Here is a 13,387-nt window from a genome sequence, read left to right as displayed (position 1 = left end):
GCCGCGCCTTCGGGAACTCCCCGGAAGCGCGGCCCTCCCCCGTGTTCTGGCTCAGGCGTCGGGGTCGGCTTCCCAGTCCGTCAGGGCGTAGGCCCCGGACACCATCGCGGCCAGCCCCAAGAAGTAGGCCCGGTCGCGGCCCTCCATGCGGGCACCCAGCAGCAGCAGCACGGGCACGGTGCCCAGTTCGATCTTGCCGTGCAGGGGGAAGGGAATCATCCGGCTGATGGCAGGCGGGTAATCGGTCAGGGCGCTGACGCCCAGGTACGACCCCGCCAGCGCGTGGGAGGCGGTGCGGGCCTGCGGGCTGAGCCCCAGCAGAGCGGGAGCGGCGGCCATCAGGCCGCAGGCGGCGTAGTCGACAAGGCCGTGCAGGCGGGGCGTCAGCGGTTTCATGGGCTCAGCATGGGGGGTCGCCGGGTGCCGGGGGAGAGGGCAGCCCTAAGTCGGCCTTGAGCGTTGGGGAAGCCGCGCCTTCACTTGAACGGGGTGCAAATTTGGACCGCAGGCGCTATATGTGGAACATCATGGATTCGTCGTCGCTCCGGGAGCGTCAGAAAGAACGCCGCCGCGCGCGGATCTATAGCGTGGCCCTCGACCTGTTCAAGCGGGGCGGCTTCCAGGCGACCACCGCCACCGACATCGCGCGGGCCAGCAACGTCTCGCGGGGAACCTTTTTCAACTACTACCCCTACAAGGAAGCGGTGCTGCTCGACTACGGCAGTGAAGTCATGGAGCGCCTGCGCGACAAGGCCGAAGCCCGGCTCGCGGAGGGGGCCGCGCCCCTGACCGTCCTGTATGAAGTCTGGGACGACCTCGCCGAGGAAAATGGCCGCGAGCGCGACCTCTTCCCGCCGCTCGCCTACGAGGTGATGAACCCCAACCCCGAGCGGGCCAGGACCGCCTACCAGGCCCTGCCGCTGAGCAAGGTCATTGAGCTGATCTTGAAACCGCTGCATCAGGCCGGGCAGATTCGCACCGACCTGAGCCTTCAGCGCATCAGCAACCTGATCGCGGACACCTACCTGCTCGTCGCCCTGCGCTGGAGCGCCTACGGCACCGACCGCACCCTGCAGGAGGAAACGCGGCTGGCGCTGAACCTGCTGCTGGAAGGGGCGCTGCGGCCCGACGCCCCGGCCCGACCGTCCTGAAGGGGGCGGACACGGCGTGACCCAGCCTGAACTCAGCATCGGCACCTCCCGGCACAGTTGGCCCTTCAGCCGGGGGCTGGTCGTGGAGTCGCTCGTCAACGCAGGAGCGAGTGCCCCGGCGGCGGCCACCGTCGCCCGGCGGGTGGAGCAGGCGCTGCGGCACGCCCGGCGGACGCCCGTCACTCCAGCCGAGTTGCAGGCGCTGATGGTGGACCTCGCGCGGGACGCACTGGGGGAGGAGGTCGCGCAGGCCGCCGCCCGGCAGACCCCCGCCTTCGTGGACATCCCCGTGCGGGCCAAGAAGGGCACCCTGCCCTTTAGCCGGGGGGTACTGGCCCGCACGCTGGAGGACACCGGGCTCTCGCCGCGCGACGCCTACGGCACGGCGAGCGCGGTGGACGTGCGGCTGCGGCAATCCGGGCGGCGCGAGGTCACGGTGCCCGAACTCGACGAGGTGACCGAGGACGTGCTGGCGGAGCGCTACGGCGAGCACCTGCGCCGCACCTACCGCTTCCTGAAGGGCAACCGGGGCCGCCTGGGGGTGGTGAGCGGGGACGGGGGCACGCCGACCCCCTTCAGCAAGGGGCTGCTGGTGCAGTCGCTGCTGGCAGCGGGGGTCGCGCCCGACGTGGCCCGCAAGGTGGCCCGCGTGACCCAGCGCGACCTGCGCGGCAGCGAGGACCGACTCGTGACCCGCCAGGCCATCCGCGAGAAGGTCGAAGCCCTGCTGCGCGACGAGGTCGGCCCCGACGTGAGTGCCCGCTACCGCCTGCTGCGGGTGATTCGCCGCCCGCCGCGTCCCCTGGTCGTGCTGCTGGGGGGCGTGAGCGGCACGGGAAAAAGCTACCTCGCCGCCGAGGTCGCCTACCGCCTGGGGATCACCCGCGTGATCGGCACCGACGCGGTGCGCGAGGTCATGCGGGCGATGGTGTCGCGCGAACTCGTGCCGGGCCTGCATGCGAGCACCTTCAACGCCTGGGAAGCGCTGCTGCCCCCCGGCGTGCCGCGCCCCGACAAGCCCACCCCCGCCGAGCTGCTCGCCGGGCTGCGCGATCAGGTCCAGCAGGTCAGCGTGGGACTGGGGGCGGTGGTGCGCCGCGCCATTGAGGAGGGCACCAGCCTGGTGCTGGAGGGGGTGCACCTCGTCCCCGGCTACCTGCGGGCGGCCGACTACGCGGGGGCGCTGGTGGTGCCCATGCTGGTGACCCTGCCCGACGAGGGCGAACACCGCCGCCACTTCGAGTCACGCGACCGCGAGACGGCGGCCAGCCGCCCCCTGCACCGCTATATGGCCTACTTCGACGAGATCCGCACCATGCAGGACTACCTCGAAGAACTCGCCCGCCGCGAGGATGTGCCCCTGCTCGACGGCCTGACCCTCGACGAGAGCGCCGAGCAGGCGGTGGACGTGGTACTGCGCCGGGTGATGGATGCCCTGACGCCGGGGGAACGGGCCGCGCTGCTGGGGGAGGAGGGGGGTGGGGAGTAAGGGACCCCGCCTAGCGCCCCCTGACCTTCCGCACCGCCGCCCGCAACTCCGCCACCGCCCTCTCCTCCCCACCGTAACGGGCGCGGTGGTAAGCCCCCACCGCCGCGCGGATGGCGTCGGCCTGCTCGGGGTGGCGTTCTATGGCCCGCTCCCCGTAGGCCGCCGCCGTCTCGCCGGGAGCGCGGGGCAGGCGCAGCCGCCGGGCAAAGTCGTTCAGCTGCCGCACAGCGGGGTCCAGGGCGGGGGAGCGGCGCCGGGCCACGAGCAGCAGCGGGAGCGCCGCGAGCAGCACCCCGGCGATCCCTAACGCGAGCAGGCCTGTTCGCCCGCCCACTCCCGCCTCCACCCGCCCCAGCAGGTCGCGCTGGCGCGGGCCGTCGTAGCCCGCGACCCAGTTGTTCCAGCGGGTCTGCCAGGCGTCGAAGCGCAGGGCGACCCGGTCCAGGGCGGCGGGGGGTGGGGCCGCCTCCGCCCTGGGCCGGGCGAGGGCGCTGGGCAGCCCGGCGGTCACCCGGCCGGGCGCGACCTGCGCGGTGGGGTCCACCCGCACCCAGCCCCGGCCCTCCAGCCAGACTTCGACCCAGGCGTGGGCGTCCTGCTGGCGCACGATCAGGTAGCCGCCGCTGGGGTTCAGCTCCCCACCGAGGTAGCCGCCCACCACGCGGGCAGGCACTCCCGCCGCCCGCATCAGGAAGGCGAAGGAGGACGCGTAGTGCTCGCAGAATCCGGCGCGGGAGCCGAACAGGAAGGCGTCCACCCGATCCCGTTCTGGCAGCGTGGGCGGCGTGAGGGTGTAGCGGAAGTCCCCGGCCCGCAGCCACTCAAGTGCCGCCTCTACCCGCTCCGGCGCGGGCAGTCCCGCCCACGACGCCGCCAGTGCCCGCGCCTGCGGACTCTCCCCGGACGGCAGCCCGAGGTTGAGGGTCAGGCGCTCGGGCGCCTCCCGCGCCCCCAGCCGGGCGGCGCGGCCCTGCACGGCGTGGCGGGTGCGGCTGCCCCCTACGCTGAAGGAGACGGCCTGAAACGCGGTCGTCAGGAACGCTCCCGGCGGCAGGGTGGTCGGCGTGTCCAGCACCGGAATCCAGGGCGGGTTGCCGGGTTCCAGGGTCAGGCGGTAGGCCAGCGTCGGCCCATAAAACTCCACCGTCGGGGACCCGAAGCGCTCGCGCACCTGCCCCCAGCGAACCCCGTCGTAACGCTCGTAGACGGGACCGCGCCAGTAGCGTTCCTCCGGGGTGGGCAGGGGGCCGCCGAACTCGGCGCGGAAGGCCACGTCCCGGCTCTGGGCCAGGGTGCTGTATTCCCCTGCCGTGATCTCGTCGGCCAGTCCGGTCTGCGCGGCCTGCACGGGGAGTTGCCACAGCGGTCCGTCGGGGCGGGGGAACAGCACGAACAGCACGGCCATCAGCGGCGCGGCTTGCAGGCTGAGGCGGCCAGCCTGGCCCACAGCGGCCAGCCCCGATTCTGGCCCCGGCCCAGTCCAGCGCCCCAGCGCGGCGAGCAGGCCCACCAGCCCCAGCGCGACATGCGCCGCCGCGAGTGGTCCCTGCCCGAAGAAGAGATGCGTGAGCAGCACGAACACCCCCAGCAGCGCGAGCAGCCGCCCGTCCCGCCGGGTGCGCGTCTCGGCGGCCTTGAGGCACACCAGCAGCCCCAGCAGCGCCGTCCCTGCCTCCCGGCCCAGCAGGGTGCCGTAGACGGCGTTCAGCACGACGAATCCCAGCCCCGCGAGCAGCCCCAGCGCCCAACTTGGCGGGGCGGGCAGCGGGCGACGGGTCCGCAGGGCGGCGTAGCCCAGCAGTACGGCCTCTAGCCCGGTGAGCCACGCGGGTTGCCGCAGGGCGGCGGGGGCCAGCGCGAAGGCCAGCGCGAGCAGGGTGAAGCGCAGCGGAGCACCTGGCAGCGGGGCTGGGGCGGGGCGCCGGGGGGCGGTCGCCGGGGCGGGCCAGGGCTGCACCTCGGCCAGCGCCGCGCGGGCCGCCGCCGCGTGCGCCTCCCCCACGCCGGGGGGCAGGGCGCGGCCGGGCAGCGTCAGGCGAAAAGGCGCTCCCATGCGCCGCGCCTCCTCCACCCAGGCGGCCAGCCGCGAGAGCCGGGCTTCGGTGCCTGTCAGGGAGGCCGTCTGTGCCCAGTCCAGCGCGAGGATCGTTCCGGCGGGCGCGTCCGTCTCGCGCACCACCAGCGACCCGGTGCGGGCCGCGTGCCGCCACGACACCTGCCGGGGCGAGTCGCCGGGCTGGTAGGGCCGCAGCCCGCTGAAGTCGTCCGGGCCGGGACCGCGCCGCTCGGCCTCCTCGCCCGCGCCGGGGGCCGGTGGGGGCGGGGGTGCTCCCTCCTCCAGCACCGGGGCGACTGGGAGGGGGGCCGGGGTCGGGAGGGGCTGCCACACCGCCCACAGCCCCAGCGGGTCCAGCGCGGCGACGGCGGGCCGGGTCAGGTGGAGCAGGCCACGGGCTGGGGTGGGGACTGGGACGGTCACCTCGGCCGTGCCCCCGGCCAGAACGCGCCCCATCCCCTCGGCCCCCGGCCCCAGCCGCACGAGGACGGTCAACCCTGGTCCCCGGCTTTCCATCCGCACTGCGAAGGGGGCCGTGCCGCCCGCGACCGCCGAGGCCGGAGGCGTCACCCGCCCGGACAGTGCCCGCCCCGCCCGCGTCGCCTGCGCTGCCGCCGCCACCCACACGCCCCCCAGCAGGAAGGTCACCGCATACCCCAGCCCCAGCGCGTAGTTGATGCAGCCCACCAGCGTGACCACGATCAGCCCCAGGAAGGCCACGCCCAACCGGGTGGGCCGCAGGGTGCCGGAGGTGGGCGGGGCAGAGGCCATCGGGCGAGGCGAACGGGTCAAGGAATGGGCGTCTCGGCGATCAGGCGGGCCAACACGTCCGGCCCGGTTCCCCCGCGCACCGGGAGCCGGTGGCCCGCGACGCTGGGGAAGACCGCCTGCACGTCCTCCGGCAGCACCATCGTGCGCCCGGCGAGGTAGGCCCACGCCCGCGCCGCCGCCAGCAGCCCCAGCAGGGCGCGGGGACTCAGGCCCGAGTCCAGCGCCGGGTGTTCGCGGGTCGCGCGGGCGAGCACTTGCAGGTAGTCCAGCAGCGGCCCCGCCACGTACACGGCGTCCACCTCCCGCCGGGCCGAGCGCAGGGTCTCCGCGTCCAGCACGGCGGGCAGGTCGCGCACCACGTCGCCCCGACCGCCCGTCTCCAGCAGGGTGCGCTCGGCGCGGGCGTCGGGGTAGCCCAGCGTGACCGACATCAGGAAGCGGTCGAGCTGCGCTTCGGGCAGCGGCGACGTGCCTGTGTAAGCCGCCGGGTTCTGCGTGGCGATCACGAAGAAGGGGTCGGGCAGGGGCCGCGTCACGCCGCCTTCGCTGACCTGCCGCTCCTCCATCGCCTCCAGCAGCGCGCTCTGGGTGCGCGGGGTGGCGCGGTTGATCTCGTCGGCGAGCAGCACCTCCGAGAAGATCGGCCCCGGCTGGTACCGAAAGACCCCCTCGCGCCCGTCCCAGACGCTCACGCCCAGCAGGTCGGCGGGCAGCAGGTCCGCCGTGAACTGCACCCGCCGGAAGCTCAGGCCCAGCGTACGCGAGAGCGCGTGCGCCAGCGTAGTCTTGCCGACGCCGGGCTGGTCCTCGATCAGGAGGTGACCCCCCGCCAGCAGGCAGGCCAGCGAGAGGCGCACCTGCCCCGGCTTGCCCAGAATCACCCCGTCCAGTTGCGCCAGCGCACGGGTCACCGCCGCCGCACTGGTGGGGGGGGAGGGAGCGGTGGGCACGCGCGTCATGGGGGCGAGTCTAGCCGCGCCCCTCTGACAGAACTGCGACATCGGGCGCGGGCTAGGCGTGCAGGTCTTCGCGGTCCTCGCAGAGCTGCCCCTCGGCCTCGGGTTGCAGGGTCACGTGCCGGAGGCCGTGTCGCTCGCGCAGAACTCGCCGAGCATGGACGAGCACCTCGGCGTGGTCCGCCCCCCCTGCCACCTCCACATGAGCCGTCAGGACCGGCTGCCCTGCCGTGATCGCCCACACGTGCAGGTCGTGCACACCCCGCACCCCCGGCACGCCGCCCAGCGTGGCCCGCACCGCCCGTACGTCCAGCCCCTTGGGGGCTCCCTCCAGCAGCACATTCAGGCTGTCCAGGAGCAGGCCCCACGCGCTGCGCAGGATCAGCAGGCCGATCAGGGCGCTCACGATGGGATCGGCCACCGTCCACCCCGTTCCCAGCACCAGCAGCGAGGCGATGATCGCCCCCACCGACCCCAGCAGGTCGCCCAGCACGTGCAGAAAGGCCCCGCGCACGTTTAGGCTGTCCCGCTGCCCCCCGTGCAGGACCGCCGCGCTCACGAGGTTGGCGATCAGCCCGGCCACCGCGACCGCCAGCATGACCCCGCCCTGCACCTCGGGGGGGTCAGAGAGGCGCCCGTAGGCCTCCCACAGAATCCAGAGCGTGAGCAGCAGCAGCGCCGCCGCGTTCACAAAGGCCGCCAGAATCTCCACCCGGTAGAAGCCGTAGGTCCGTTCCGGAGTTGCCGGGCGGCGGGCGAAGCGCACCGCAAAGAGGCTCAGCGCCAGCGCCGCCACGTCGGACGCCATGTGCCCCGCGTCGGAGAGCAGGGCCAGACTCCCCGACACCAGCCCCCCGATGATCTCCACCACCATGAACGTCGCCGTGACCACCAGTGCGGTGCCCAGCCGCCGCGCGTCGGCCCCGTGCCCGTGGCTGTGGCCGTGCCCGGCGTGCTCGTGGTCATGCGGGTGATCGTGGTGGTGGGAGTGGGCGCTCATCGGGCCTCCGGGGGCGGGGGAGACGGGGGCAGACCGGGACAGGCTAGCGCAGAGGTCCGCCGAGCCTTCTGTGTCCGGCTCGGAATCGGATGGACACTGGAACCGGTGGAGACACCCACGAGCCACAATGACAAAAGGAAAACCCCGTCCCAGAGGGGGGCGGGGCTTGGGCTGGCTCGGCAGGTTGGGGTCGAACCAACGACCGTCCGATTAACAGTCGGATGCTCTGCCACTGAGCTACTGCCGAATACCGTGGCGCGTGCCGTTTCCGGCGCGAGAGGGAGAGTAACACGGGTCCCGACGTTTTGCAAGAGAAGGGCCGCGGATGCCCCAACCGCTCAGGCCTGCGCCCCGCCCGGCATGATCGTCCCCGGATTCACGCCCAGGCGGTCGAGGGCCGCCTGCCAGCGCTCCCCCACGGGCACGTCCCAGATCAGCTCCGGCATGTCCTGCTCGACCCACAGCCAGGTGCCCTCGCGGGCTTCCTCGGTGAGCTGGCCCGCGCTCCAGCCCGAGTAGCCCAGCAGCAGCATGTAAGGCTGGTCCGAGGCCATCACCGCGTGCAGCACGTCCAGGCTGCTCGTCACGTACAGGCCGGGGGCCAGCCGCACCTCGCCCGGCAGGTTCAGCGCTTCCCGGTACAGGCACCAGCCCACGCCCGGCTCGACCGGGCCGCCCGCCCAGGCGGTGCCCGCCCCGGTGGTGGGGGCATCGGGCAGCAGCTCAGCCACGCTCTGGGTCAGGGGCGCATTGACGAGCAGGCCCATCGCGCCCGACCCGTCGTGTTCCAGCAGCAGGATCACGGCGCCCTCGAAGGCGCTGCCGCGCAGATGGGGGCTCGCCACCAGGAACGTCAGCGGGACGGTCATGGGTTCAGGATAGTGGGGTCGCAGGCGCAGCGGGCCATGACAGAAAAACCTCCCGCCACCGGGGAGGTGGGCAGGAGGCTAGGAAGGGGAGAGAGCTTTACGCGCTCGCGCCTGTGCTGCGGCGGGTCGCCCGGCGCTTGGCGGGCGGGGCAGCGACCTCGGCCGCCTCGCCGCGCGGGGTTTCCAGGGCCTTCAGGCCACCCACCAGGGCCACGTCGAGCACCTGGTCCACCGTCTCGCAGGGGTGGAAGCGCATGGAGGAGCGCAGGTGCACCGGGATGTCACGCAGGTCGCCCTCGTTCGCCTTGGGCATGATGATGTGCTTAATTCCGGCGCGGCGGGCACCCAGCACCTTCTCCTTCAGCCCGCCGATGGGCAGGTAGCGCCCGGTCAGCGTCATCTCGCCCGTCATCGCCACGTCGTGCCGGGCGGGGATGCCGCTCAGGGCCGAGATCAGGGAGGTGACCATCGCGCCGCCCGCCGAGGGACCTTCCTTGGGAATCGCGCCCGCCGGAACGTGGATGTGGATCTCGGAGTTCTCGATGCGCTCGCGGTCGATGTGGAAGCGTTCGGCGTTGGTCTTGATGTAGGTCAGCGCGGCGCGGGCCGATTCCTTCATCACGTCGCCGAGCTGCCCGGTCAGCACCAAGCCCTTGCCAGGCATCACGCTGGTCTCCACGAACAGGATGTCGCCGCCCACCGGCGTGTAGAACATCCCAGTCGAGACGCCCACCTTGTCCTCCTGCCCCTCGGTCTCGGGCACGTGGCGGGCCTGGCCGAGGTAACGGTCGAGTTCCTTGTCGGTCACCTTGACGCGCTTGACCTCGCCCGTGGCGATGCGGCGGGCGACCTTGCGGGCCACGGTGCCGATCTCGCGCTCGAGGTTGCGCACGCCCGCCTCGCGCGTGTAGTGGCTGATCAGCCGTTCCAGCGCCGCGTCCGTGAAACTGATCTGGTTGGGCTTCAGGCCGTTGGCGGTGAGCTGCCGGGGCAGCAGGTAGCGCTTGGCGATCTCCAGCTTCTCCTGCTCTATGTAGGAGGAGAACTCGATGACCTCCATGCGGTCCATCAGGGCCGCCGGAATCTGCTCGGGGTAATTCGCGGTGGCAATGAACATGACTTCCGAGAGGTCGAAGGGCACGCCCATGTAGTGGTCGGTGAAGTGCTGGTTCTGCGCGGGGTCCAGGACCTCCAGCAGCGCCGCCGAGGGGTCACCCTGGTAGCTGCTGCCGAGCTTGTCCACCTCGTCGAGCAGGATCACCGGGTTCTTGGTGCCCGCCGTGCGGATGCCCTGGATGATGCGGCCCGGCATCGCCCCGATGTAGGTGCGGCGGTGGCCCCGGATGTCGGACTCGTCGCGGGCGCCACCCAGCGCGATGCGCACGTACTTGCGCCCCAGCGACTTGGCGATGGACTGCGCGATGCTCGTCTTGCCCACACCGGGAGGGCCGGTGAAGACCAGAATCGGCCCCTTGTTGACCTCGGCGGCGTCCAGCTCGCCGCGCTCGGCCCGCTCGCGGCGCAGGCGGCGCACGGCCAGGAACTCCAGCACCCGATCCTTGACCTTTTCCAGTCCGTAGTGGTCCTCGTCCAGAATCCCGGCGGCCTCGCCCACGTCGAGGCGGTCGTCGCTGCGGACGTTCCAGGGCAGTTCGGTGACCCAGGTCAGGTAGGTGCGGATCACGGACGCCTCGGCCGCGTCAGGATGCATCCGGGCGAGGCGGTTCACCTCGCGGTCGATCTCCTTCTTGACCTCGGGCGACAGGCCCAGCGCGTCAATCTTGGCGCGGAAGGCTTCGGCCTCGTCGCCTTCTTCGCCGTCGTCGCCGCCCTGCAACTCCTTCTGGATGACCTTCATCTGCTCGCGCAGGTAGTACTCGCGCTGGTTCTTGTCGATCTCTTCCTTGACCTGGGCGCGGATGCGGGCCTGCACCGCCTGCACCTCCTGCTCGGTGTCGAGCAGCGTGAGCACCCGGCGCACGCGGTCGGTCAGGCGGGCGGCTTCCAGCACCGCCTGCTTGTCTTCCAGCTTGAAGTCGAGGTTGAAGGCGATGTGGTCGGCCATCTCGCCGGGGTCGTCCTTGCCCTGAATGGTCTGGACACTCTCGGCCCCGATGCGGCCTCCCTGGGCCACCGTCTCGAACTTCTCGCGCAGCTCGCGGGCCAGCGCCTGAAGCTCGACGGGGTCGCCCGTCTCGGTGGGCAGCTCTTCGACGTCGGCGGTGAGGTAGTCGCCGCGCTGGTACGCGGTCACGCGGGCACGCGACACGGCGGCGACCAGCATCTGCACGGTGCCGTCGGGGTTCTTGCGCACGCGCAGCACGTTGCAGGCGGTGCCCACGTCGTACAGGTCGGTGCCCTGCGGGTCGTCCACGTCCTTGTCGCGCTGCGACACGATCAGGATGACCTTGTCGCCCGCCATCGCCGCCTCAATGGCATTGATCGAGAGGGCACGGCTGGCGTCGATGTGCTGCACCATCGTCGGGTAGATGACGCTGCCGCGCACCGGGCACACAGGCACGTTGGCGGGCAGCGGGGTGGGTTGATTGGCAGTGGGCATGAAGGCTCCTTTGTAACGCCCGAGATGACTCTGGAGAAGGGGTCTCTGGCGAGGGTGTTGCCAGGAAACTTGAGTGCAACTATATCAACTTTCCGGGGAGGGGGCAAGCCCTGGACCGTCGGGGCAGAGAGGAGTCGGAGCCCGTCTACCACGCTGAAATCCTACGCTCGCACGCCTGACAGCGGCCTCACGGAGAGCTGAAGCGGCCTTCATGGGAAGTGTGGGCATACTGGGGGTCATGCCCCGCGTCCTGTTCCGGCTGCACACCCCACCCCCCATGCCGGGGGCCGTCTGCTTTCTGACTGGCACGCACCGGGGCTGGAGCGATGAGGCGGAAGGTTGGACCTTTGCCCCGGACGGGACGCTCGCCGCCGAGCTGCCCCAGGGGACGCTGCTGAACGTGAAGGTGCGGGCGCTGTCTCCGGACGGCACCGTCACCGAGGAGGGGGACGCCTGGGGAGGCCGCGCCCCGGCCCACCGGCTCGTGGTGCATGGGGACACCACCCTCGACCTCCCGGTGGCGGGTTGGCAGGACGGGCAGGGGGGCCGGGACCGCCCCGCCCGCAGCGCCCCCCCGCGCGAGACGGTCGCGCTCGCGTCCCCCTGGGGCGAGCAACCCGTGCGGTTGTGGTGGCCTCAGGACGCAAAGGGCGACCTGCCGCTGCTGATCCTGCACGACGGCCAGAACGTGTTCGACGAGGGACCCTCTTTTGCGGGCGAGAGCTGGGACGCGGCGGGGGCCGCTCAGGCGCTGGCCGACGCGGGCTTCCCCTGCCGCATCGCCGCCCTCCCCGTGAACGAGGACCGGAGCCGCCGCTACGTGCCCTTCGCCTTCGAGCTGAACGGGTTCGAGTCCGGTGCGGACGAGTACGCCGACTGGCTGCGGGAGACGTTGCTGCCGCATCTGCGCGGGCGGTTTGGGGACACCCCTGCGAGTCGTACGGCGCTCGCCGGGTCCTCCTTCGGCGGCCTGATCACCGCCTACGCGGGGCTGCGCGACCCCGGCACCTACGGCACCCTCGGCGTGTTCAGCCCCGCGATCTGGCCCGCCGACTTCGCCTTCCTGCGCTGGCTGGAAGGCCGCGCCGACCCCCAGGCCCGCGTGTGGCTCGACATGGGCGACCACGAGGGTGACAGCCTGAAGGGAGCCGACGAGATCGTGGAGCTGACCCGCGACCTTGCCGCCCGCTTACGCCCGAAAGTGGCCGAGGTCCACCTCACCATCGGCGAGGGCCACTGGCACGACGAGGAGGCGTGGCGGGCGCGGCTGCCGGAGTTTGTGCGGTGGTGGCTGATGGGGTTGGAGGCCTAGGCCAGCAGGTCCCGAGCGATGATCAGCTTCTGAATCTCGCTGGTGCCCTCGTAAATCCGCAGCAGCCGCTGGTCACGGTAGTACCGCTCCACGGGCGAGTCCTTCATGTAGCCCATGCCCCCGGCGACCTGCACGGCCTTGTCCGCCACCTGCGAGAGCATTTCGGTCGCGTGCAGCTTGGCGACGGACGCCATCCGGCGCACGTCCTGCCCCGCGTCCACCATCCAGGCGACCTTCTGCCACAGCAGGCGGCTGGTCTGAATGGCGACCTCCATCTCGGCGAGCATGAACTGCACCGCCTGAAACTCCGCGATGGGCTGCCCGAACTGCTCGCGGGTCTTGGCGTGCGCCACCGAGAGGTCCAGCAGCCGCTGCATGGCGCCCGTGGACCGCGCGGCGATGCCCACCCGCCCGTTCGTCAGGATGCCCAGAGCCTCGCGGTAGCCCAGGTGCTCGGGGCCGAGGAGGTTCTCGGCAGGCACCTCGGCGTCCTCGAAGATGACCTCGGCGGAGAGGGCACCCTTCTGCCCCATCTTCTCGTCGATCTTGCCGATGGTCACGCCGGGCGTGCTCTGCGGCTCAATCAGAAAAGCGCTCATGCCGCGCGTGCCCCGCGCCGGGTCCGTCACCGCGATGACGGTGAGCAGCCCCGCGATGGGAGCGTTGGAGATGTAGTGCTTGGTGCCGTTCAGCACGTATACGTCGCCCCGCCGCTCGGCCCGTGTGCGGATATTGGCGGCGTCCGACCCGCTCGACGGTTCGGTGATGGCGAATCCCGCGATGCACTCGCCGCTCGCCATGCGCGGCAGGAAGCGCCGTTTCTGCTCCTCGGTGCCCAGCCGGACCAGCCCGCTTGTGCCGATGCTCGCGTGGGCGCTGATCACCCCGCCGAAGCCCATGTGCCCTTGCCCCATCGCCTCGTACACGGCGCAGCGGCCCAGGGCACCCAGGCCGACCCCGCCGTATTCCTCAGGGATACTCAGGCCGAACAGCCCCAGCTCGGCGGCCCCGCGCATCAGCTCGGGCGGGACGCGGTTGGTGTCCTCGATCTCGCGGGCACGCGGCTCGACCACCTCCAGCATGAAGTCGCGCACGGCCGCCTGCATGTCCCGCAGGTCCTCGGGCAGGGTGAAGTTCATAGGTGGGCAACAGGCTAGCGCGTGGGGAGGGTGGGGCACGCCCAGATTGACACCCCGGCCTGGCCCGTCTAAGATGTGTGGGCC

10 protein-coding genes and 1 tRNA gene are annotated in these 13,387 nt (G+C 71.9%); 3 read left to right on the top strand and 8 right to left on the bottom strand.

Features of this window, described 5'->3' with window-relative positions; all coding sequences use genetic code 11:
• Positions 1-51: 51 nt before the first annotated feature.
• Positions 52-396: a hypothetical protein gene (locus L1280_RS10615; RefSeq protein ID WP_253582238.1), complete on the bottom strand. Its 345-nt coding sequence runs from the start codon at positions 394-396 to the stop codon at positions 52-54.
• 131 nt (positions 397-527) lie between these two features.
• On the opposite strand from L1280_RS10615, the gene L1280_RS10610 reads away from it, so the two are divergent.
• Positions 528-1,151, top strand: a complete 624-nt coding sequence (locus L1280_RS10610) for a TetR/AcrR family transcriptional regulator (protein WP_253582236.1) — start codon at positions 528-530, stop codon at positions 1,149-1,151.
• Between the two features lie 16 nt (positions 1,152-1,167).
• Positions 1,168-2,640 (top strand): ATP cone domain-containing protein, encoded by a 1,473-nt coding sequence (locus L1280_RS10605; RefSeq protein WP_253582235.1) that lies wholly within the window; start codon positions 1,168-1,170, stop codon positions 2,638-2,640.
• Positions 2,641-2,650: 10 nt separating this feature from the next.
• Here the strand turns inward: L1280_RS10605 and L1280_RS10600 are convergent, their stop codons facing one another.
• The 6 genes from L1280_RS10600 to lon form a co-directional block, all read right to left on the bottom strand.
• Positions 2,651-5,467 (bottom strand): transglutaminaseTgpA domain-containing protein, encoded by a 2,817-nt coding sequence (locus L1280_RS10600; protein WP_253582233.1) that lies wholly within the window; start codon positions 5,465-5,467, stop codon positions 2,651-2,653.
• 17 nt (positions 5,468-5,484) lie between these two features.
• Positions 5,485-6,426, bottom strand: coding sequence for a MoxR family ATPase (locus L1280_RS10595; protein WP_253582231.1), 942 nt, complete (start codon positions 6,424-6,426; stop codon positions 5,485-5,487).
• Between the two features lie 52 nt (positions 6,427-6,478).
• Entirely contained in the window at positions 6,479-7,423 is a 945-nt protein-coding gene (locus L1280_RS10590) for a cation diffusion facilitator family transporter (RefSeq protein ID WP_253582229.1), read from the bottom strand.
• A 172-nt stretch (positions 7,424-7,595) separates the two neighbouring features.
• Positions 7,596-7,670, bottom strand: a tRNA-Asn gene (locus tag L1280_RS10585).
• Positions 7,671-7,761: 91 nt separating this feature from the next.
• Entirely contained in the window at positions 7,762-8,292 is a 531-nt protein-coding gene (locus tag L1280_RS10580; RefSeq protein WP_253582228.1) for a YqgE/AlgH family protein, read from the bottom strand.
• 97 nt (positions 8,293-8,389) lie between these two features.
• On the bottom strand, positions 8,390-10,852 hold the full coding sequence (lon, locus tag L1280_RS10575; protein WP_253582226.1) for an endopeptidase La: 2,463 nt from the start codon (positions 10,850-10,852) through the stop codon (positions 8,390-8,392).
• Positions 10,853-11,090: 238 nt separating this feature from the next.
• On the opposite strand from lon, the gene L1280_RS15760 reads away from it, so the two are divergent.
• Positions 11,091-12,164, top strand: a complete 1,074-nt coding sequence (locus L1280_RS15760; RefSeq protein ID WP_305881877.1) for an alpha/beta hydrolase — start codon at positions 11,091-11,093, stop codon at positions 12,162-12,164.
• Here L1280_RS15760 and L1280_RS10565 read toward each other — a convergent pair.
• Positions 12,161-13,303: an acyl-CoA dehydrogenase family protein gene (locus L1280_RS10565; RefSeq protein ID WP_253582224.1), complete on the bottom strand. Its 1,143-nt coding sequence runs from the start codon at positions 13,301-13,303 to the stop codon at positions 12,161-12,163. The two genes, L1280_RS15760 and L1280_RS10565, sit on opposite strands and share 4 nt — an antisense overlap.
• Between the last annotated feature and the right edge of the window lie 84 nt (positions 13,304-13,387).

Source organism: Deinococcus sp. HSC-46F16, assembly GCF_024171495.1.
GTDB lineage: Bacteria > Deinococcota > Deinococci > Deinococcales > Deinococcaceae > Deinococcus.
This window is presented reverse-complemented; position numbering and strand designations above follow the sequence as displayed.